Consider the following 19,658-nt stretch of genomic DNA (forward strand, 5'->3'; position numbering starts at 1 on the left):
ATGCGCATGGAGCAGATGTACCAGGAAGTGATCCTGGATCACTACAAACACCCGCATCACCGCGGGCTGCGGGAGCCGTTCGGCGCCGAGGTGCACCACGTCAACCCGACCTGCGGTGACGAGGTGACGCTGCGCGTGAACATCGCCGACTCCGGCGAGGTCACCGACGTCTCCTACGACGGCCAGGGCTGCTCGATCAGCCAGGCCGCCACCTCGATCCTGGCCGATCAGGTCATCGGGTTGCCGGTGCTGGAGGCGCTGAAGGTGGTCGACTCCTACAACGAGATGATCTCCAGCCGCGGCACCGTCGAGGGTGACGAGGACGTGATCGGCGACGGCATCGCGCTGGCCGGTGTTTCGAAGTACCCGGCGCGCGTGAAGTGCGCTTTGCTCGGCTGGATGGCGTTCAAAGACGCCGTCGTGCGGATAACCTCCGAGAAAGAGGCCACGAATGGGGACCACGCATGAGTGAGACAACCGAAACCAGCACCACCGAGACTCCGGTCGCCCCGGTCGAGCTGTCCGCCGAGGAGCTCAAGCACCTCGACGACCTCGAAGAGGCGATGCGCGACGTCGTCGACCCCGAACTCGGCATCAATGTCGTCGACCTCGGCCTGGTCTACGGCATCCGGGTGGAGAACGAGGTCGCCAAGCTCGACATGACGCTGACCTCCGCGGCCTGCCCGCTCACCGACGTCATCGAGGATCAGACCCGCAACGCCCTGGTGCGCAGCGGCCTGGTCGAGGACCTGGAGATCACCTGGGTCTGGATGCCGCCGTGGGGTCCGGACAAGATCACCGAGGACGGCCGCGAGCAGCTGCGCGCCCTGGGTTTCACGGTCTGACACCGGTTTTCGGGCGCTTGGTAGCCGTTCGATACTGGACAACCCCGCCGAGCTGAAGAAAGATCGTCCCCGGTAACACGTTCCAAACGGGGAGTTTTCTCTTGTCTGTGCTCGGAAAGTCAGCCCTGGTCGTCGCGGTCACATCCTCGGCCGCGGCCACCGTCTTCGCCGCCGCCCCCGCCGAGGCGGCCGGAAAATACTTCGGCACCTTCGGCATCTCCTGGAGCACCGGTAGAACGACCGGCTCGGTGGATCATCCGTCGAAGGTGGCCGCCGATGCCGCCGCCATTCGCGAATGCGGTGTCTACGACTGCGAACTCGTGCTGCGCATCGTCGACGGCTGCGGCGCCATCGTACGCGGCGCGGACGGCAAGTGGGGCTGGGCCGCCGGCGGCTCCCTCGAGGGCGCCGAGCAGGCGGCCATCGCCTCGCTCGGTGAGTCCGCGCCGCCCTTCCCCGATCTGGGCAGTTCCCAGCCTCGGGCGGCCGCCGTCGTGACCTCCGCGTGCACCAAGAATGTGCGCTGACCGGCGCCGCTTAATACTTGGACAATCCGGACCCACTGGGCAATGATCGTCGCTGACATCACCTTTGGAACCGGGGAGGATTCTTTTGTCTTTGTCTCGTAAGGTTGCCGCCGTCGCGGTCGCGTCCTGCGCGTCCGCGATCGTATTGTCCGGCATGGGCCCGGCCGGCGCGACCGCGCAGAGCGGCGTGGAGATCATGGAGATCGAGGGTTACCACGCCACGTCCGTGGACGGTGGCTTCACCGCCGCGCGCGGCGATCTCTATGGCGCGCTAGCGATTTCGCGCAGTACCGCCCGGGTCGCCTCGGCCGTCAACTACGGCAGCTGGGGCGCGGCCGAGCAGGGTGCGCGGGCCGAGTGCGCCCGCCGCGACTGCGACGTCGTGGTCACCTTCCGCAACGCCTGCGGTTCGGTCTCGCAGGGCGCCGACTACCGCTTCGGCTGGGCGTGGGCGGCCAATCGCGCGGAGGCCGAACGGTATTCCAACGAGGTGCTCGGTATGAGCGCCCCGCCGTTCCCGGATCCGGGTAGTGCCGCGCCGCGACCGGCCCGGGTCATCCTGTCCGCCTGCACCGCGAACGCGGGCTGATACGTAAGACCATCCGGCTCGGCACGATTCGCCTTTCGCGCATCGTGCCGAGCTTTTTCATGTCCCGTTCCCGGTGAAATTTGCATATCGGACATTCCGGTCCGAAGTAGTCGAAAATACTGTGTGACAACGGATTTGAATTAATTATTGGAATACCGCAGTATTCAGCCCGGAGATATTACTGCAACCGAGGGGAACCTCCAATGTCACGTATGGGCAAAGCTGCCCTGACCCTGTTCGCGTCCGCGGCGGTCGTCGCGCTCGGCGCGGGCACCGCGGCCGCCGACGCCGGCGAGTACGGCTCGCTGGCGCTGGGCACCAGCGCCGACAACGTCATCGTCGGGACCGGCTTCAACTACCCGGACCAGGAGGGCGCCGACGTCCGCGCGCTCGTCGAATGCGGCGTCTCGAACTGCGAGATCCTGGTGCGCTTCCGCAACGCCTGCGGCGCCGTCGCCATCCGCGGCAACAAGGTCGGCTGGGGCGGCGGCTACACCCGCTTCGAGGCCGAGCAGGCCGCGCTCGGGCAGCTCGGGCCGGACCCGACCTCGCCGCTGCTGATCAGCCTGGGCAGCGCGCGTCCGCAGCCGGCCAAGGTGCTGGGCTCGGAGTGCTCGGGCAGCGCGCGCTGACGCACTGACGCGAAAAAGGGGTGCACGGCGCGAGCCGTACACCCCTTCTTCTGTGTTTCCTACCGGCGCAAGACCTTCCGGGCCACGAAGTTGCCGAGGAACTGAATGCCCTGCACCCCGGCGATGATGATCAGCGTGGCGACCAGCGTGACCTGCCAGTCGAAGCGCTGATAGCCGTAGACCAGGGCGAAGTCGCCCAGCCCGCCGCCGCCGACCGTGCCCGCCATCGCCGACATGTCGACGATCGCGATCACCACGAAGGTGTAGCCCAGCACCAGCGGGCCCAGCGCCTCCGGGATCAGCAGGGTGAAGATGATGCGCAGCGGGCCCGCGCCGACCGCGCGCGCCGCCTCGATCACGCCGGGGTCCACCGTCACCAGGTTCTGCTCCACGATCCGGGCGATGCCGAACGAGGCCGCGACGATCATCACGAACGCCGCCGCCTCGGTGCCGATGGTGGTGCCGACCACCTCCAGGGTGATCGGGCCGAGCGCGGCGAGCAGGATGATGAACGGGATCGGCCGCACCACGTTCACCAGCACGTTGAGCAGCACATAGATCGGCGCGTTGGCCAGCAGTCCGCCCTTGCGGGTGGTGTAGAGCGCGGTGCCGAGCAGCAGCCCGATCACGCCGCCCACCACGAAGGTGAGCAGCACCAGATAGATGGTGGTGCCGATGGCCTCGAACAGCACCGGCTGGAGTTTGTCCCAATCCGTCTGCACGCCTACTCCTTTCCGGCGGTTTCGAGTTCGCCGACCACCTTGGCGACGGCGTCGTCGGGGCCGTGCAGCGCCAGGGTGAGGCTGCCGAAGGTCTTGTCCTGCAACGTCCGGACGCCGCCGTAGACCACCTCGAACCGGACGTCGGCCCGGGCCGCGGTGGCCAGGGCCGCGCCGACGCCGCGCTCGTCATCGATGGCGACCGTGACCAGCCGGCCGCCGTGGCGTGCGCCGAGCGACTTCAGCTCGGCCTCCGAGGGCTGGTCGTGCAGAACGGTTTCCACGAAGGACCGGGTCGACACGGCCTGCGGGGTCGCGAAAACCTCGAAGGTGCTGGCCAATTCGACGATCCGGCCCTCGGCGAGCACCGCCACCCGATCGGCGACCGCGCGGATCACATCCATCTCGTGGGTGATCACCACGATGGTGACGCCGAGCTCGCGGTTGATCTTGCGCAGCAGGCGCAGCACCTCACCGGTGGTCTCCGGGTCCAGGGCCGAGGTCGACTCGTCGGCGAGCAGCAGCGACGGGGAGGTGGCCAGCGCGCGGGCGATGCCCACCCGCTGCTTCTGCCCGCCGGAGAGCTGATCCGGGTAGCTGCGGGCTTTGTCGGACAGGCCGACGAATTCCAGCAGCTCGGCCACCCGGGCCTTGCGCTCGGCGCGCTTCCAGCCCGCCACCTTCAGCGGATATTCGATATTGCCCGCGGCCGTGCGCGACCGGAACAGGTTGAACTGCTGGAAGATCATGCCGATATCGCGGCGCAGCCGCCGCACCTCGCGCTCCGGCACCCCGGTGATGGGGGTGCCGGAGATCTCGACGGTGCCGCTGGTCGGCTTCTCCAAGGCGTTGATCAGTCGCACCAGGGTGGACTTGCCGGCGCCGGAATAGCCGATGACGCCGAAGATCTCGCCCTGCTCGATGCGCAGATCGATGTCCGCCAGGGCGACCTGACGCTGCTCGCCCTTGCCGAAAACCTTGGTGACCGAGCGGAATTCGACGGCCGGGGTTTTGCTCACTTGCCGTCGCGGGTGCTCTGCTGCACCCGGGTCAGGATCTGCTCCAGCTCGGCGGCCGGGCGGCTCACCGCGACCGCGGTGCCCTTGGTGACCTCGGCGTGCGCCGCGGCGACGGCCGGGTCCTTCCAGATCTCCACCAGCTGCTGGTAGACCGGGTTGGTCTTGTCCTCGGCGCGGGTCACGATCACGTTGATGTAGGGCTCGGCGTCCGGGTTGTTCGGATCGTCCTTGTACAGCGCGGATTTCGGGTCGATGCCCGAGCGGTCCAGGAAGGTGTTGTTGATGACCGAGCCGTCCACCGAGGCCAGCGAGAGCGCCGTCTGCGCGGCGTCGACCGGGGTCACCTTGACCTTCGAAGCGCCCTTGTCGATATCGGCGGGGGAGGGCTGACGGCTGGTGGAGGACAGCTTCAGCAAACCGGCGGCCTGCAGCACGAACAGGGCCCGCGCCTGGTTGGTCGGGTCGTTCGGGATGGCGATCTCGCCGCCGGCCGGGATGTCGGCCAGGCTCTTGTGCTTCTTCGAGTACAGGCCCAGCGGCACGATGTAGGTGGACCCGATGGGGGTGAGGGTGTCGTTGCTGCCGACGTTGTAGGCGCCCAGGAACTGCAGATGCTGGAAGAGGTTCACATCGATCTGCTTCTGCGCCAGCGCCAGGTTCGGCTGCTTGTAGTCGGAGAAGTTGGTGATCTTGAGGGTGATGCCCTTGTCCTTGGCCTTCTGCTCGAAGACGTCCCAGGCCTTGTCCTTGTCGGTGGTGCCGATGCGTACTACCGTTCCGGTGGAGCTCTCGTCTTTACCGCAGGCGGTGAGGGTGAGGGCCGCGGTGGCAACGAGGACCGGGATCGCCAGTGCCCGAGTGAACTTCACAACTGCTCCTGAATGCTTGTGGCCGATACGAACCCGGTAATCCAAGCGGGGCAATGGTGGGTCGCACAAGTGTTCAAATTGTTCTGAGCAAAACTCTGGCGAATACCTGGACGTGCGTCTAGGTTGCCTGCAATGCGAAAAATGCGCCGAGCGCTGGTGATACCCCTGCTGTTCGCCCTGGTCGCCGCGGTCTCCTGTGGCCGCGAGCACAACGAGGATGTGGTCCGGGTCGGTGTGAACGATCTCGCACAGCCGCACTGGGAGGTCTTCAAGAAGAAGGCCGCCGAGCAGGGCATCGAGGTCGAGTACGTCAACTTCACCGATTACAACCAGCCGAACCCGGCGCTGGCCCAGCGGCGCATCGACATCAACAAGTTCCAGCATGTGCGATACCTGGCGAACTACAACGTCCGCAACAACGACACCCTGGTGCCGATCGGCGCGTCCGAGATCTTCCCGCTGACGCTGTACTCGCGCAAGCACAAGTCGGTCGCCGACATCCCGCAGGGCGGCCAGATCACCCTGAGCAACAATCCGGCCAACCAGGTGCGGCCGCTGCTCGGGCTGGCCGCGGCGGGCCTGATCGTGCTCGAGGGTGGCGCGAGCTGGGATTCGAAGATCGAGGACGTCGACACCGGGGCGTCGAAGGTCAGCCTGAAGACCATCGATCCGACGCTGACCGCGCCGTCACTGGACAGCGTGGACGCCGCGTTCGTGGACGACACCTTCGCCCAGCCCGCGGGCCTGACCCAGAAGCAGGTCATCTACACTGATGATCCCGAGCGGCCGGAGCTGAAGCAGTACATCAACATCTTCGCCGCGCGCGCCGAGGACAAGGACAATCCGCGTCTGCTCGCGCTGGCCAAGGTGTACCACGATCCCGAGGTGCAGGCGGCGGTGCGCGCCGAGACCGGCTATCAGGGCATCTTCAAGACCAACGACCCCGCCGATCTCCAGGCGACGCTGAAGGAGCTGGAAGCGAAGTTCCGCAAGTAGGTTCATGTAGCAGCTGGACCGAAACGGGTGTATCGGACGTCCGCACCGGAGATGATTTCCGGGTGGACGAGGCAAAGTACCGGGAAACCAGGGAATCGCTGCACGCCGTCGCGGAATTGCTGATCGCGGGGCCGCAATATCGCGAGTTCGGCACCATCCGGCTACGGGTGGTGCTGGGCGGGTTCGGCGGCGCCAAGCTACCCGTGTCGGTGACCGGAACCGGGCTGGTCGGACCGGGTGGCGGGCGGGTGCCGCTGGAGGGCACCTACAACCAGATCGCGAAGGCCGCCGGGATCGGGCCGGGCGCGCCGGAGGGGCTCTACGCCGACACCACCGGCCGCCAGCTCGACGACGAGGTGCACGTCGACGCGGAGGCCGCGACGCTGCTCGGCGACTGGTTCGCTACCGGCGACGCCGCGCTGCGCTGCCTGGCGCCCGACGTCACCCCGGTGCTGTGGCCGGAGCATTTCGATCTGGCCAGCAGCCGCGCCGAGGTCAACTTCGGCGTCTCACCCGGCGATGCCGCCCACCCCGAGCCCTACGCCTACGTCGGCCCGTGGACCCCGCGCACCGGCGAGTTCTGGAACGCCTCGTTCGGCGCGCTGCGCTCGCGCGCGGAGCTGCCGACCGCCTCCAGCCTGCTGGCGTTCTTCGAGGAGGGACGCGTGCTCGCCGAGGAAGGCTGAGCCAGCGCGTGCAGGTAGTCCGCGGTCGCGGCGTCGGCGGGGAAGTAGGCCTCGATCGCGATCTCGTCGAGCGTGACATCGAAGGCCGCGCCGAAGGTCGTGATGGTGTTGAAGAAACACAGGTCCGCGTCGCGGTGCCGGAGGTCGATGCGCATCGCGATCTCGGCGGGATCGATGCGCGCCGCGCCGGTCTCGGTGGCGTAGCCGCTCAGCTCCTCGTGCAGCGCGGCCAGTTCCCCGTCGCCGGTGCGCGCGGCCTGGCGGGCCAGGCGGGGCAGCAGAAACCGGCGCAGCTGGTCGGGGTTGCGCAGCCGGGGCGCGAAACCGTCGGGGTGCAGGCCCAGGCGCATCATGTTGACCGGCGGCCGCAGCAGTTCCGGCGCGACGCCGTCGAAGAAGATCTCGGCCGCCGAGTTCGCGAGCAGCAGATTCCAGCGCCGATCCACGGCCAGCGCCGGGAAGGGCTCGTGCGCCCGCAGCACCCGCCGCACCGCGGCGTGCGCCTCGGTCAGATCGGGATCGTCGAGCGGGCGCTCCCGGTAGACGGGCGCGTGGCCGGCCGCGATCTCGAAGTCCTGCGCGACCTCCTGGCCGAGGACTTCATCGAGCACAGTCCCGGCAACCCGTCCGGCCGGGACGCGTTCATGGACTTCATCGTGGACTCGCCGGTGGCGGGTGCGCGGCTGGAGATCAAGCGCGTGATCGCCGACGACGAGTACGCGGTCGTGCACTACCGCATGGTCGAGGCCGGCGACGTGCGCGGCAAGGCCGTCATCGACGTGTGGCGGCTGGTCGACGGGCGGATCGTCGAGCACTGGGACGTGGTGCAGCCGGTGCCGGAGGCGGACCAACTGCCGCACGGGATGTTCTGAGCGGTCAGCGCGTGGCGCCGCGGCCTTCGCCCGCCAGGCGGCCGCGGCGGATCAGCGAACGCTTGGTGCCGGGTGCGATCGGCGGCAGCGGCTCGTCGGAAACATCTTGCGGCTCTTCGGGGTTCGGGCGGACGAACAGGGTGACGGTGGCGGCGGCGGTGAAGCCGCTGCGGGTCATCAGGGCGGCCGAGGCGGCGTTGCGCTCCTCGACATCGGTGACGATGCGGCGAGCGCCCGCCGCGAACAGCGCCGCCGAACAGGCCTCGACCAGGCGCCGGGCGATCCCGTGGCCCTGCATGTCCGGCGCCACCGCGATCCACTCCAGATAGCCCCAGTCGTCGCGCAGCTCGAACTCCATCGACCCCAGCACGAAACCGGCGACCCGATCCGAGTCCAGGGCCACCCAGCAGGCGTTGTCGTGGCTGTCCAGGTGTTCGGCCACGCTGGTCAGGGACCAGGAGGTGTAGGGCTTGGCGGTGGTGTCGAAAACCTCGTGCCCGAGGTCGAGCACTTGGCGTAGGTGACCGAGGCCCATCGGGACGATCGCTATGGCGGGGTCCATGCCGCCAGTTTGCCAGGAGTGCGCGGCCAGGGTGGCCGCGCCGCTCCAGGGTGGGAATGCGTGTTTGCTCACGCGCCCTTGCGGGTGGCGGTCTTCTTCGCTGTCTTCTTGGCCGGCTTGCTGTCGGCTTTCGCGGTGGACTTCGTCGCCTTGGCGGCGGCTTTCTTCGCCGGCGCTTTCTTGGCCGGTTTCTTTTCCGCGCCGTTGCCGGAAGCCGAACGACGGCCGCTGGCTTCCAGGCTGCGCTGCAATGCGGCGACCAGGTCGACGACCTCGGCATCCATTTCCGCGGGGGCCGCCTCCGGCTGGCTCTGCACCTTGCCGGTGCCGCTGGCGATCGCCTCGTCCAGCAGCCGCTTGAGTTCGATCTGGTATTCGTCCTTGTAGAGATCCGGATCGAAATCATCGGACATGGTGGCGACCAGCGTTTCGGCCATCTTGATTTCCTGCGGGCGCGGCGCGGCGGCATCCTCGAGCGATTCGAATTCCACCGCGCGCACCTCGTCCGGCCACAGCAGCGTTTGCAGCACCAGCACGCCCTCACGCACCCGCAGGGCCGCCAGCCTGGTCTTCTGCCGCAGCGTGAAGTGCACGAGCGCGGTCCGGTCGATCTGCTCGAGCGTGGTGGCCAGCAGCACGTACGCCTTGGGCGTGGTGGAATCCGGCTCCAGGTAGTAGCTCTTCTCGAACAGGATCGGATCGATCTGGTCGGACGGCACGAACTGCAATACCGGAATCTCGTGCTTCTCCGCGGCCGGGAGTTTCGCGAAATCCTCGTCGGTCAACATGACCTTTTCGCCCTCCGGCGATTCGTAGGCCTTGTCGATATCGGCATATTGCACGGATTTACCGCAGACCGTGCACACGCGGTCGTATTTGATCCGCCCGCCGTCCTTGGCGTGCACCTGGTGGAACCGGATGTCATGGTCCTCGGTGGCGGTATAAACCTTGACCGGGACGTTGACCAGCCCGAACGCGATCGAGCCCTTCCAAATAGCTCGCATCTGTCCATGATGGCGCAAGCAAATCGAATAGGCGAGCGAATCGGACTTCCGCGCGTCGCCGGTCGGTGCGCGTACCGGTAGGGTCGGACGCAGCCGAGGCGCGCCCGCGTGATGGGACGGGCGCCGCGGTGCAGGAAGGACAGCGATGACGTATCCGCCTGGGTTCGGTGGCGGACCCTACCCGCAGCGGGACCCGGACCGGTGGGGGCAGGAACCCGAGTGGGTGGCGTGGCCCGATGACACGGCGAAAGCCGTTGCGGCGCCGGTATATTCGGCCACTGCCCTGGCTCTGGAGCCGGTAGCCCCGGAAGTCGCGGCGCCGGAACACGATTCCGCACGCGGGCCCGGCCGATTCGTCGCGCTGGGCTTGGCCGCGTTGCTGGTGCTGACGGCGGGCAGCGCCTTCTTCCTGTTCCGGAGCAACGACGCGAGCACGCCGGTCGCGGCCGGCACGACCAGTGCCACCGCCGCGAACACCGTCATGCCGAGCCTGCCCAAGTCCGCGCCGGTGAAACCGGGCGACCGCTTCAGCTACACCGAATTCGGCATGGACGCCTGGGATTTCAAGCTCGGCACCGTCGAGCTGCACGCCGAGTGGGTCGAGGGCCGCGACTACGACAGCTGCCGCGACGTCGAACGCGACGCGAAACTGACCGCACTGGGCTGCCAGTACGCCTCGGAACTCGTCTACCGCACCGAAAACGGCGCGCTCATGCTCACCCAGTTCGTCCTGACCATGCCCGACGAGCACACCGCCGCCGCCGCCGCACAGAACAAGTTCGCCGGCAAAGACCTCCGCCTGCGTCCCGGCGCCTACGTCGCCAACTACACCCTCGGCAAATGGAAGACCGAAGCCAAGAAGAACTTCGTCGTCGTCACCGTCGCGACCGCGACCGACGCGGTCGCCGAGGCCACGGTCGACAAGTATCTGCGCTACCGGCACACCGATACCGCGCTCGCGTTGACGTTCCGATAGGGGCCCTCGGCGCGTGAGCTAACCGCGGCGGGGGAGGACCGCGGTGGCCAGGGTGCGGCGCAGGCGCGTCGGGAGGGCGGCGAACAGGGTTGTCATGGTGGCGGCGGTGCCGCGCAGGTCGGTGCGGCCGGAGAGGTAGACCTGTTGCCGGTGCGGGGGCAGCGTGAAGAAGGCGTCGAAGAAGACCGGGGTGTCGCCGGGGGGTAGGGCGAGTAGCGCGCGCAGCCCCGCGGCGCGCAGTGTGTGGACGGCGCGGGCGGACAGTGGTGACGCGGAGGCGCCCGCCGCTATCGAATCCGCCGCGGTGAGCGCGGCCGCGACGCTGTAACCCGTTGCCGGGTGGATGAATCCGCCCGCCGCGCCGAAGCGGTCGGGGCCGGGGCGGGCACCCTCGACGGAGAACCGCACCCGCTCGACCGGCTCGTCGCCGCCGAGTTCGATACCGCGGGACCGTAACCGGTGCAGCAGCCGGGTGCGCAACTCGCCCGAGTCGAGCGCGGGTCGCCCTGCCAGGCAGGTTTCCTCGAGCAGCATCCGGCCGCCGCCGAGCGGGATCGCGTACAGAAATGACCGTGTCGCAGTGCGATTCGCGCCGTTGTCGGGCCGCCAATCCATGAACAGTGGTTCGAGCCCGGCGGACCGCTGTGCGTCGACTATGACGCCATAGGCGGTCTGCTCGGCGCGCTGTGGAGAACGTCCCAGCCCCCGGGCGTCGATCACCCGCGCACCGCTAACCACCGTCCCGGACTCCAGCACAGCCGATCCCGGCTCGATCTCGACCGCGCGTTCCGAAATGACCTGTGCCCCGGCAATATCGAGCGACTGCTGCAAAGCGTCCGTATCGAGCACCGCATACATCCACGGCAACTCGTGCCGCCGCACCCCCCACGCCACCGGCCGGTCCACCTTCGCCGCCACCACACCGGCATCCAACCACCCGGGCAACTCACTCATCCACGCCGCGTAAGTCGCCGTCCACCGCCGCCGCGGCGCCGGATCGACCACGACCACCGACAGCCCCCGCGCCAGGCAACGATGCGCCAGCGCCCGCCCCGCGGGCCCCGCACCACACACCACGACGTCCACTGTCATGCGCGCGAGCCTAACGCCCGCGACTCACCGCGCCGCTCCGCACGACCACCCCGCCTGTGCACCGGCCCGCCCACTAAGCGACCGCCCCAACTGTGGCTCAGCTGCCTTCGACGCAGGCCCGGACGTTGATCCTTGCGGCCGCGCCGGGAGAACAAATAGGCCCGGTGCGCGACCGCTCGGAAAACAACCGCTCAGAGCCCGCCGGTGGACAGCAGTCCGCCGTCGACGCGCACGGTCTCACCGGTGATCCAACCGGCTTCTTCGGAGGCCAGGAAGGCGATCAGTCGCGCCACGTCCTCCGGGGTCCCGAGACGCTTCATCGGGTACACGCTGGCGGCGCGCTCCTCGTCGGCGGAGTACAGGGCGTCGGCGAACTTGGTCTTGATGACGCCCGGGGCGACCGCGTTCACGCGGATCTTGGGGCCGAGCTGCCAGGCGAGTTCGTCGGTGAGGCGGATCAGGGCGGCCTTGGAGGCGCCGTAGGCGGCGATCACGCCGGTCGAGCGGATGCCGGCCACGCTGGCGACGTTCACCACGGCGCCGCCGTGCTCACCCATCCACGCCTTGTAGGCCTCCTGGATGTATCCCAGCGCCGCGACGACGTTCACGTCGAAGATCTTGCGCACGGCGTCCAGGTCGGCTTCCATCAGCGACCCGAACACGGGGTTGATGCCGGTGTTGTTGATCAGGATGTCGATCGACCCGAACTCGGCGACCACCCGCTGCACCGCCGCCGCCCGGCTCTCCGCGTCCCCGGAGTTCCCGGCCAAGGCGATGACCTGCCCCTTGTACCCCAGCTCCCGCAGCTCCGCGGCGGCCTGCTCCAGCGGCTCGGGCTTGCGCGCGGTGATCAGCACATTCGCGCCCCGCCGCAGCAACTCCGCCGCCACCGCCTTGCCGATACCCCGGCTCGCGCCGCTGACCAGTGCACTCTTGCCCAACAGGTTTTCGCTCATGTGACGGCACGCTACTTCAGTCACCTGAACTGCGCACATTCGCCCACGCCGACAGCTTGCCGGTGCGCGAGCCGACAAGCTGCGGTTCGTGGGGTGCGGCTAGTGCATCGAGCGCCAGCAGAAGATGTCGGTCACCTGTCGCGGCTGGTGCCGTTGGGTGGGGCAGGCAGCCAACTGCTCGGAGAGCTTTATCTGCCATTGGGTCGCGGTCAGTGCGCCGTGCCAGCCGGCTCGGGCGGGGGAGTACGGATCCTCGAGCATCGCCAGCGCGACGTGCTCCATCCGAACCTGGCGGTGCCCGGCGGTATTGGCGATGTCGACCGCGCGTTGCAGTACCAGCTCGAGGTCTTCGGTGATCCATCCGTCGATTCGGGTGGGGTTCAGCGCCGAGCTGGATTCCGGGGGTGTGGGGCCACTGATGCTGGGGCTTGCGGTCGTCGTCACTCTGGCCTCCGGTCGCGTGGATGGGCTGGCGGGGTTGCCAGGGACTGGAGCAAGAGCCGCGGTAGCCGAACAGGTCCAACGAAATCGCTTGATCAGCAAGGTAGTCAGGTCATTGTCCGCCGGGCAGGCGCGAAACCCTACAAACAAACGGCAAGGGTGCGTGACAGGGCCGATACCCGGAGCGGTCGGCTCTTTCTGCTCCCGGCGCGACCGTGGCACGGAATAGTTGTCAGGGCGCGGGTTTCGTGCACGGGGCCGGTCGCGGAGAACGGAGTCATCGATGCCTGAGAACACCGTTCAGCTCATCGCCTACGCCCTCGCCTGCTCCGCGCTGGTCGTGCTGATCGGCGCGTTGGCGCTGCGTGCGGTCAGCGAGCGCTCGCTCACCATGAGCATGGCTGTGCTGGTGCTGATTCCGACGCTGGCGACACTGTCGGGCGTGATCGGCGTCAGTGGCCTGATGGTCACCGACGAACTCGAGCGCACCGCGGTGGTGTTGGCCGTCGTCGCCGCTGTCACCGTCCCGACCGCGATTGTGCTGGGGCGTGAGCAAGCGCGCAAAACCGTGTGGGAGAAGCAGATCCGGGAGCAGGAGCGGGCTGCCGAACGCTCCAGGCGGGAACTCGTCGCCTGGGTCAGCCACGATCTGCGCACCCCGCTCGCCGGTATTCGCGCGATGGCCGAAGCGCTGTCCGACGGTGTCGTCACCGCCCACGCCGACGTCGCCCGGTACGCCGAGCAGATCGGCTGTGAGACCACTCGGGTGGCGCGCATGGTCGACGACCTGTTCGAGATGTCGAAGATCAACGCGGGCGCGCTGCGGCTCGAGCTGGAGCCGGTCGACCTGCGCGAAGTGATCGATGAGATCTTCGCCGCCAATCGGCCTACCGCCGAACGCGCCCAGGTCGTCTTGCGCGCGGTCCAACCGGAGAATCGAATCATCGTGTCGGCCAGCGATCACGCCCTCGGTCGGGCACTGACCAACCTGGTCTCCAACGCGATCGCGCACACCCCACCCGGCGGCGAGGTCGCCCTCTCGGTGGGTGCCTCCGGTGGGCAGGCATGGGCGCGCGTCGACGACACGGGGCCCGGCATCGCCGCCGCGGATCTGCCGCGGATTTTCGAGGTCGCCTATCGAGGCACCACTACTCGGTCTCCGGTCGACGCCGACGGGGTGCCGACCGGCAGCGGACTGGGGCTGGCGATCGCCGCCGGGTTGGTCGAGGCGCATCGCGGCGGCATCACCGCCGAAAACCGTGACCAGGGTTGCCGTTTCGAGGTTCGTCTGCCGTTGTCGGGAACCTGAGCCCGCCGCGCGACCGCGGTCACTCCCGGCGCGGGGTTTCGAGATTCTGTTGCCGGTGGTTCAATGGGACTTGCGCTCCTCGGCGCAATCAAGCTACCGCGGCACTGCTCTGGCCCCTGGCAGTCGGCCCATCCGATGCACGGACACACCACTGGTCTACGAGTTCAGGAGCCAGCCATGGCAGTACTTTGCCCTGCGCCCGCCGAGTCGATGCCGCTTCGCTCATCGCCCGAAGTGGACAGCGCGGCCGACGTCGCCGAACCGTGGCCGTCCGGATTGCCGTGTGTGCGGGCGCGGCGGGTCGGTACCGCACTGGACTTCTATCTCTCGCTCGGCTGTGAGGTGCGCCTGGCCGCCGATGGCTGGGTCGTGCTCGGCCTCGGGACCACACTGTTCGTGCTCGCCCGAAGGGCCGAATCCGCGCATTCCGGCTGAGCCGAAAACCACGTCGACGCCCGCGTCAGGTCGGGCACCACAATCGAATTCATGGAGAAATTGATCCCCGTCGATCAATTCTTCGGTGTGTCGAAAGGATCGCTTACCGGCTAATAGTCGGCGACACGGATTTCGGACAGCGTCGAATTTTTCTCATAATGACCAAACCGCGGCCATCTCGGTAGCGAATTGACTCTCGACCACACCTGACAACCAAAAGGGGTTGAGATTCATGGTCATCTATCGCAAAACCGCTGTAATCGCCGCAATTGCCGCATTGACATTCGTGCCGTTGGCCGCGTGCTCCAGCGATGACAACGCGAGCACATCCAGCAACAGCTCCACCACCATGTCGACCACGGCAATGCCGAAGCCGGCCGCCCAAATCGACGCGCTGACCGGTAAGAGCACAGCGGTGGCCCTGGACAAGGGCTTCACCGACGCCCTGACCAGCCTCGGGCTGACCCCGGGCATAGTCGGCGGCGCCACCCTGGACAACGGATCGGTCAGTTTTCCGATCACCGGCGGACAGGTGAAGTACTACACCCCCGGCACCGTCAATCCCTACGTACAAGGCGACATCAAACACAACGGCAGCGGATTGTCGCTGGCCGCGGGGGCTACCACGGTCGAGCTGACCAACTTCGACATCGACCCGGGCACCTCGGTGCTCTACGGCGATGTCAGCGTCAACGGCGCCCCGGCCGCGTCGCATGCCCTGCTGTTCAACCTCGACGGCAGCACCTTGCAGCCGCTGCAGAACGGGCCCGACAGCACCGCCATCCTCCAGGGGACACGGGTGCTGGTTTCCGCGGACGCCGCCGCCCTGCTGAACAAGACCTTCAACACCGACGCCGTCAAGGCGGGCCTGCTCGTCGGCATCGCGACAATCACCCTCAACACCAAGTAATGCCGGCAGCCCGCGTCTACGGCGCGGCACCTCAGCACGTGCTCGCCGTAGTGGGCTGTTTCGCATTCGTCGGCTACGTCATCGCCGTCGTCGGTCCCGGGGCCCTGTGGAATTCCGAGCGGTGGTGGCAGTCGGTCCTCATCTGGTTTCTCGGCGCTCTCTTCGCCCACGACCTGGTGGTGTCGCCCCTGAGCGCCGCTCTCCGCCCGCGAATGCGTAAACGCCGACCAAAAGTCGCACTTCTCAACTACATTCGTGTGCCATTCCTAGGCAGCGGGCTGCTATTGCTGGTTATTTTTCCTGGCATCATCCGGCAAGGGCAAACCACGACCCGGGAACCCTATCTCCACTGGTGGCTGCTGCTGACCGCGGCGATGTTCGGCGTCAGCGCAGCCGCGTTCGCCGTACGGTGGGGCATCGTCGCGAAACGATCACCGGCGGACGGTCAGGCCGGCAAATGCACCGATTCCACGACGGGCTCCGGGACGACCGGCTGATCGATCTTCCGCCAGAAACTGGGCGAGTAGATCTCCACCCCGCCGTCGCCTTTGATCACCTTGAGCGCCCCGCTCTCGATCGAGAACGTGTCTTTGTCGTGGTAATCGCGGACGGTCGCGTCGGCGAACTCAACGGTGAACTCCATGTGCGCCACACTATCTCGGCCGGTGGCCCGCACCGAGGATTTGCGGGGCTCAGGACTCGAACAACCGCTGTCCCCACCACTCGCCGCTCGCCAGTCCGGGCGGGCAGGCGTAGAGGGCGGTGCCGGTGTGGGTGATGTATTCCATCATCGCGTCGTGTGCGGCCAGGGCGCGCTGCATGGGGACGAACTGCTTGTGCGCGTCACGGCAGTAGGCCAGGAAGAACAGGCCCGCGTCGAGATGGCCGAAGCCGTCCGAGCCGTCGGTGAAGTTGTAGCCGCGGCGCAGGAGCTGGACACCGTCGAGGTTGTCGGGGTGGGAGAGCCGCACGTGCGCGGTCTTGTCGATCACCGGGGTGCCGCGCGAGGTGATCAGGAAGTCGGGATCGTCGAATTCCTTGCTCTGCCCCAGCGGGGCGCCCTCACCCTTGGTGCGTCCGATGATCTGTTCCTGCTCCAGCAGGGACGCGCGATCCCACGGCTCGATGTCCATCCGGATCCGGCGGGCGACGAGATAGCTGCCGCCGGTGAGCCATTGGGCCGCGGCCGGGTTGTCCTCGGCCCCGACCCAGACGTGCTTGTCGAGCCGGTCGGTCTGGTCGGCGGTCAGATTCCGGGTGCCGTCCTTGAAGCCGAACATGTTGCGCGGGGTGGCTTGTCCGCGGGTGGTGCTCGAGGTGCGGCCGAAACCGAGCTGCGACCAGCGCACGCTGACCACGCCGAATCCCATGCGCGCCAGGTTCCGGATGGCGTGCACGGCGACCTGCGGGTCGTCGGCGCAGGCCTGCACACAGATGTCGCCGTAACTGCGGGAGGGTTCGATCGCGTCCTTGGCGAAGATCGGCAGGTCGGTCAGCGCGGCCGGGCGATGCGCGGCCAGTCCGAATCGGTCGGCCTGGCCCGGCGCGGCCGCGCTCGGCCCGAACAGGCCGGGGCCGAACCCGATGGTCAGGGTCAGCGCGGCGGGCGAAAGACCCAGTGCCTCACCGGTATCCGGCGGCGGGAGCAGTTCGCCGTGGCCGACCGCGCCGCCGTCGACGGTTTCCAACCCCCTGGTCATCCGCTCCGCGGCGAGCGTCCAGCGTCGCAGCAGGTCGACGAGTTCGGCGCGGGAGGTGGTGATGACATCGAAGGACGCGAAATGCAGCCGGTCCTGCACAGCGGTGACGATGCCGGCCTGCCGGCCGCCGCGGAACGGCACGACGCGGTCACCGGGGTTGTCCGCGGCCGGGTGCGTCGCACTACTGATCGCGGCGCCGGCGGCGGCCGCACCGGCCACCACCCCGGCACCCGCGGCCGCGCCGCCCAGCAGGGCGCGGCGGGAAACTCGGCGCGACGGCTGGGCGTCGGCCGCGGGTGCGTCGGTCATGGCGGGTCCTTCTCCGGGTGTGACGTACTTACTGTCCGAGCACCAGCGCGGGTACCTGGCTCAGGGTGGCGGACAGCGCATCGATCTTGTCCGACAGATCTTTTCGCTGCGCCGCGGTGACGGTGTCGTAGGCGGCGAAACCATCACCCTGGCGGAACTGGCTGATGCCGTCGCGCACCGCCTGGAACTGGGCGGTGATCTTGTCCATCAGCGGCGCGTTCTTCGCCGCGATCATCGGCTGCAATTCGGCGATCAGGGTCTCCGAGCCGTCGATGTTGGCGGCGAAGTCCCACAGGTCGGTGCGCGAGTAGCGGTCCTCCTCGCCGCCGACCTTGGTCGCGGCGATCTCGTCGACCAGGGCCTGCGGGCCCTTCACGAAGGACTGGTTCTCGAAGCTGAAGTCCGGCTTCTTCACCTCGTCCCGCAGCGCGGTGACGTCCGCGAGCAGCGCGTCGGCCACGGTGTCGATCGAGGCCTTGGTGTCGGCCTTGGCGTTGTCGAGATCGGCCTGGGTGATCTGATCGGCCTTCTCGCCCACCTGGCTCTGCTGCGGAGTCCACAGAAAACGCTCCAGGCGGTGGAAGCCGGTGAACTCCTGCTTGCCGTCTTCGGTGTCGTCCCAGCGCATATCGATGGCCGGGTCGAGGTCGGCGAACGACTCGGCGACCGGTTCGACCCGCTCGTAGAAGGTGCGGGTCAGCCCGAACTGGGCCTTGGCCGCGGCCAGATCGCCGGACTTGATCGCGGTGGTGAACGTGGTGGTCTGCGCGACCAGACCGTCGAGCTGCCCGCGCACGTAATCGAGGTAGCGCGCCTTGGCCTGCTCGACGTCGGGGGCCTCCGACTTCGCCTTGCTGTCGCCGGTCACCTCGAGCTTGCCGCGAATGCCGTTGCCCACCATGCCCGGCTTGCACGCGGTCTCATAGGTTCCGGGCTCGGTGATCTCGACGACCAGCTTGCCGGTGATTCCGGGTCCGATGTTCTCGACCTCGCCCAGCACCCGGTTGTTCTTGCCGTAGACGTAGAACTCGGTGACCTTCGACCCGTTGTTGGCGACGTTGAAGGTCACGGTGCCCGTCGAGGCGGTGCCGGCCGAGAGCTCGCAGGCGCCCTCGGTGGAGGTGACCGCGATGGCTCCGGCCGTCGAGTCGGACTTCGCGGTGCACGCCGTCACGATCATCGGCGCGGTCAGCAGCAGGCCGACGGCGGTGACCGTCCGGCGAGACAGATTCGGTTTCACTCAGTTTTTCCTTTCACCAGCCGGCAGTTACGCAGCCGGAGCCTGCTCACCCGCCGCAGCGAGGGAAGATCGGTTCGCCGCGGGCCGGCGGGGGCGCAGGAACAGCGTCAGCACCACGATCAGGTAGCCGGCCCAGGCGATCAGCTGCAGCACCGTCGGATCCGGGCGGAAGTTGAACAGGCCCGCCAAGGTGGTTCCGTACCAGGACGATTGGTCGTAGTGGGCGCTGATGTCGAAGGCGATGTCGGAGATGCCGGGTATCCAGCCGACGATCTGCAGGGCACGAATGCCGTAGGCCAGGATGCCGGCCGCGACGACCACCAGCACCGCGCCGGTGTAGGTGAAGAACTTGCCCAGATCGACGCGGATCGCGCCGAAGTAGAGCCCGATGGTCACCAGTACCGCGATCGCGATGCCCAGGACCAGGCCGAGTAGCGGCCAGCTGCTGCCCGAGGTGTTCTCGGCATAGCCGACCATCAGCAGCGCGGTCTCCACGCCTTCGCGCCCGACCGCCAGGAACGACAGCGACAGCACCGCCAGCGGGCCCACTTCGGTGGCGCGCGACATCCCCGCCCGGAGGTCACGAGAGATGTGGGCGGCGGCGCCGCGCATCCAGAGCACCATGCCGGTGACGATGACCACCGCGATCAGCGAGGCGACCCCGGCGATCGCCTCGGCCGCCAATCCGCTGACCGTCGAGGTGCCGTAGTGGATGCCGGCGAAGATCGCGATCACCATGAGCACGGCCGCGGCGACGCCCGACCAGAGCCACTTGAGGCTGTCCCGCCGTTCGGACTTCACCAGGAACGCCGCCAGGATCATGACCACGACCCCGGTCTCCAACCCTTCCCGGAGCCCGATCAGCCCACTGCCGACCAGCTGGGTAGCGACGGAGGGTGTCGAAACCGCGAGCAGTACTGCCACTTCACCTCGTCCTTTACAACTCAGACCCCAGCTAAGTAGGCAAGCC

Annotated in this window: 25 protein-coding genes and 1 pseudogene; 13 read left to right on the top strand and 13 right to left on the bottom strand. The window is 67.8% G+C overall.

Annotated features, from left to right (window positions below):
- The 5 genes from sufU to AB0H76_RS08330 all read left to right on the top strand — a co-directional run bounded on the left by sufU (position 1) and on the right by AB0H76_RS08330 (position 2,593).
- Positions 1-468 (top strand): Fe-S cluster assembly sulfur transfer protein SufU, encoded by a 468-nt coding sequence (gene sufU / locus AB0H76_RS08310; protein ID WP_357319137.1) that lies wholly within the window; start codon positions 1-3, stop codon positions 466-468.
- Positions 465-845 carry a metal-sulfur cluster assembly factor gene (locus AB0H76_RS08315; RefSeq protein WP_357319140.1) on the top strand — a complete coding sequence of 127 codons (381 nt, stop codon included), beginning with the start codon at positions 465-467 and terminating at the stop codon, positions 843-845. The genes sufU and AB0H76_RS08315 overlap by 4 nt, the downstream gene beginning before the upstream one ends.
- A gap of 107 nt (positions 846-952) precedes the next feature.
- Entirely contained in the window at positions 953-1,372 is a 420-nt protein-coding gene (locus AB0H76_RS08320; RefSeq protein ID WP_357320526.1) for a DUF4189 domain-containing protein, read from the top strand.
- 91 nt (positions 1,373-1,463) lie between these two features.
- Positions 1,464-1,961: a DUF4189 domain-containing protein gene (locus AB0H76_RS08325; RefSeq protein WP_357319143.1), complete on the top strand. Its 498-nt coding sequence runs from the start codon at positions 1,464-1,466 to the stop codon at positions 1,959-1,961.
- A gap of 212 nt (positions 1,962-2,173) precedes the next feature.
- On the top strand, positions 2,174-2,593 hold the full coding sequence (locus AB0H76_RS08330; RefSeq protein WP_357319146.1) for a DUF4189 domain-containing protein: 420 nt from the start codon (positions 2,174-2,176) through the stop codon (positions 2,591-2,593).
- Between the two features lie 59 nt (positions 2,594-2,652).
- Here AB0H76_RS08330 and AB0H76_RS08335 read toward each other — a convergent pair whose 3' ends face one another.
- Genes AB0H76_RS08335 through AB0H76_RS08345 form a run of 3 tightly spaced genes read right to left on the bottom strand, consistent with a single transcriptional unit; the run spans position 2,653 to position 5,200 of the window.
- Complete coding sequence (locus AB0H76_RS08335) at positions 2,653-3,315, bottom strand: methionine ABC transporter permease (RefSeq protein WP_357319149.1); 663 nt, start codon at positions 3,313-3,315, stop codon at positions 2,653-2,655.
- Between the two features lie 2 nt (positions 3,316-3,317).
- Complete coding sequence (locus AB0H76_RS08340; protein WP_357319151.1) at positions 3,318-4,331, bottom strand: methionine ABC transporter ATP-binding protein; 1,014 nt, start codon at positions 4,329-4,331, stop codon at positions 3,318-3,320.
- On the bottom strand, positions 4,328-5,200 hold the full coding sequence (locus AB0H76_RS08345; RefSeq protein WP_357319154.1) for a MetQ/NlpA family ABC transporter substrate-binding protein: 873 nt from the start codon (positions 5,198-5,200) through the stop codon (positions 4,328-4,330). Before AB0H76_RS08345 ends, AB0H76_RS08340 begins: the two co-directional genes overlap by 4 nt.
- Positions 5,201-5,332: 132 nt before the next feature.
- Between AB0H76_RS08345 and AB0H76_RS08350 the strand changes: the two genes are divergently transcribed.
- Positions 5,333-6,196 carry a MetQ/NlpA family ABC transporter substrate-binding protein gene (locus AB0H76_RS08350; RefSeq protein ID WP_357319157.1) on the top strand — a complete coding sequence of 288 codons (864 nt, stop codon included), beginning with the start codon at positions 5,333-5,335 and terminating at the stop codon, positions 6,194-6,196.
- Positions 6,197-6,258: 62 nt separating this feature from the next.
- A complete protein-coding gene (locus AB0H76_RS08355; protein WP_357319160.1) occupies positions 6,259-6,882 on the top strand; it encodes a hypothetical protein in 624 nt (207 codons plus the stop codon).
- Between the two features lie 14 nt (positions 6,883-6,896).
- Here AB0H76_RS08355 and AB0H76_RS08360 read toward each other — a convergent pair.
- A pseudogene (locus tag AB0H76_RS08360) lies at positions 6,897-7,493 on the bottom strand (transcriptional regulator); the annotation flags it as partial.
- Here AB0H76_RS08360 and AB0H76_RS08365 point away from each other — a divergent pair.
- The gene (locus AB0H76_RS08365) at positions 7,434-7,754 is read left to right on the top strand and encodes a nuclear transport factor 2 family protein (RefSeq protein ID WP_357319163.1); all 321 of its coding nucleotides are present in this window, start codon (positions 7,434-7,436) and stop codon (positions 7,752-7,754) included. The pseudogene AB0H76_RS08360 and the gene AB0H76_RS08365 overlap by 60 nt on opposite strands.
- A gap of 4 nt (positions 7,755-7,758) precedes the next feature.
- Here the strand turns inward: AB0H76_RS08365 and AB0H76_RS08370 are convergent, their stop codons facing one another.
- Entirely contained in the window at positions 7,759-8,388 is a 630-nt protein-coding gene (locus AB0H76_RS08370; protein WP_357319166.1) for a GNAT family N-acetyltransferase, read from the bottom strand.
- Positions 8,385-9,320, bottom strand: a complete 936-nt coding sequence (locus AB0H76_RS08375) for a Ku protein (protein ID WP_357319169.1) — start codon at positions 9,318-9,320, stop codon at positions 8,385-8,387. Before AB0H76_RS08375 ends, AB0H76_RS08370 begins: the two co-directional genes overlap by 4 nt.
- 145 nt (positions 9,321-9,465) lie before the next feature.
- On the opposite strand from AB0H76_RS08375, the gene AB0H76_RS08380 reads away from it, so the two are divergent.
- Positions 9,466-10,296 (top strand): hypothetical protein, encoded by an 831-nt coding sequence (locus tag AB0H76_RS08380; RefSeq protein WP_357319171.1) that lies wholly within the window; start codon positions 9,466-9,468, stop codon positions 10,294-10,296.
- Between the two features lie 18 nt (positions 10,297-10,314).
- Here AB0H76_RS08380 and AB0H76_RS08385 read toward each other — a convergent pair whose 3' ends face one another.
- The 3 genes from AB0H76_RS08385 to AB0H76_RS08395 form a co-directional block, all read right to left on the bottom strand.
- Positions 10,315-11,388 carry a lycopene cyclase family protein gene (locus AB0H76_RS08385; RefSeq protein WP_357319174.1) on the bottom strand — a complete coding sequence of 358 codons (1,074 nt, stop codon included), beginning with the start codon at positions 11,386-11,388 and terminating at the stop codon, positions 10,315-10,317.
- Between the two features lie 191 nt (positions 11,389-11,579).
- Positions 11,580-12,344, bottom strand: a complete 765-nt coding sequence (locus AB0H76_RS08390) for an SDR family oxidoreductase (protein WP_357319177.1) — start codon at positions 12,342-12,344, stop codon at positions 11,580-11,582.
- Positions 12,345-12,443: 99 nt separating this feature from the next.
- Positions 12,444-12,788, bottom strand: a complete 345-nt coding sequence (locus AB0H76_RS08395) for a hypothetical protein (RefSeq protein ID WP_357319180.1) — start codon at positions 12,786-12,788, stop codon at positions 12,444-12,446.
- A gap of 280 nt (positions 12,789-13,068) precedes the next feature.
- On the opposite strand from AB0H76_RS08395, the gene AB0H76_RS08400 reads away from it, so the two are divergent.
- From AB0H76_RS08400 to AB0H76_RS08415, 4 genes are all read left to right on the top strand, one after another.
- Positions 13,069-14,094 (top strand): HAMP domain-containing sensor histidine kinase, encoded by a 1,026-nt coding sequence (locus AB0H76_RS08400; protein WP_357319183.1) that lies wholly within the window; start codon positions 13,069-13,071, stop codon positions 14,092-14,094.
- Between the two features lie 177 nt (positions 14,095-14,271).
- Positions 14,272-14,529 carry a hypothetical protein gene (locus AB0H76_RS08405; RefSeq protein WP_357319186.1) on the top strand — a complete coding sequence of 86 codons (258 nt, stop codon included), beginning with the start codon at positions 14,272-14,274 and terminating at the stop codon, positions 14,527-14,529.
- Between the two features lie 349 nt (positions 14,530-14,878).
- Complete coding sequence (locus AB0H76_RS08410) at positions 14,879-15,439, top strand: hypothetical protein (protein WP_357319188.1); 561 nt, start codon at positions 14,879-14,881, stop codon at positions 15,437-15,439.
- The gene (locus AB0H76_RS08415; RefSeq protein WP_357319191.1) at positions 15,439-15,936 is read left to right on the top strand and encodes a hypothetical protein; all 498 of its coding nucleotides are present in this window, start codon (positions 15,439-15,441) and stop codon (positions 15,934-15,936) included. The genes AB0H76_RS08410 and AB0H76_RS08415 overlap by 1 nt, the downstream gene beginning before the upstream one ends.
- Here the strand turns inward: AB0H76_RS08415 and AB0H76_RS08420 are convergent.
- The 4 genes from AB0H76_RS08420 to efeU form a co-directional block, all read right to left on the bottom strand.
- Positions 15,885-16,082: a hypothetical protein gene (locus tag AB0H76_RS08420; RefSeq protein WP_357319194.1), complete on the bottom strand. Its 198-nt coding sequence runs from the start codon at positions 16,080-16,082 to the stop codon at positions 15,885-15,887. The two genes, AB0H76_RS08415 and AB0H76_RS08420, sit on opposite strands and share 52 nt — an antisense overlap.
- Before the next feature lie 49 nt (positions 16,083-16,131).
- A complete protein-coding gene (efeB, locus tag AB0H76_RS08425) occupies positions 16,132-17,448 on the bottom strand; it encodes an iron uptake transporter deferrochelatase/peroxidase subunit (protein WP_357319197.1) in 1,317 nt (438 codons plus the stop codon).
- A 28-nt stretch (positions 17,449-17,476) separates the two neighbouring features.
- The gene (gene efeO / locus AB0H76_RS08430; protein WP_357320529.1) at positions 17,477-18,628 is read right to left on the bottom strand and encodes an iron uptake system protein EfeO; all 1,152 of its coding nucleotides are present in this window, start codon (positions 18,626-18,628) and stop codon (positions 17,477-17,479) included.
- A gap of 87 nt (positions 18,629-18,715) precedes the next feature.
- Entirely contained in the window at positions 18,716-19,612 is an 897-nt protein-coding gene (gene efeU / locus AB0H76_RS08435) for an iron uptake transporter permease EfeU (protein WP_357319200.1), read from the bottom strand.
- Positions 19,613-19,658 lie beyond the last annotated feature (46 nt).

It is taken from the genome of Nocardia sp. NPDC050712 (assembly GCF_040654295.1).
Taxonomy (GTDB): domain Bacteria; phylum Actinomycetota; class Actinomycetes; order Mycobacteriales; family Mycobacteriaceae; genus Nocardia.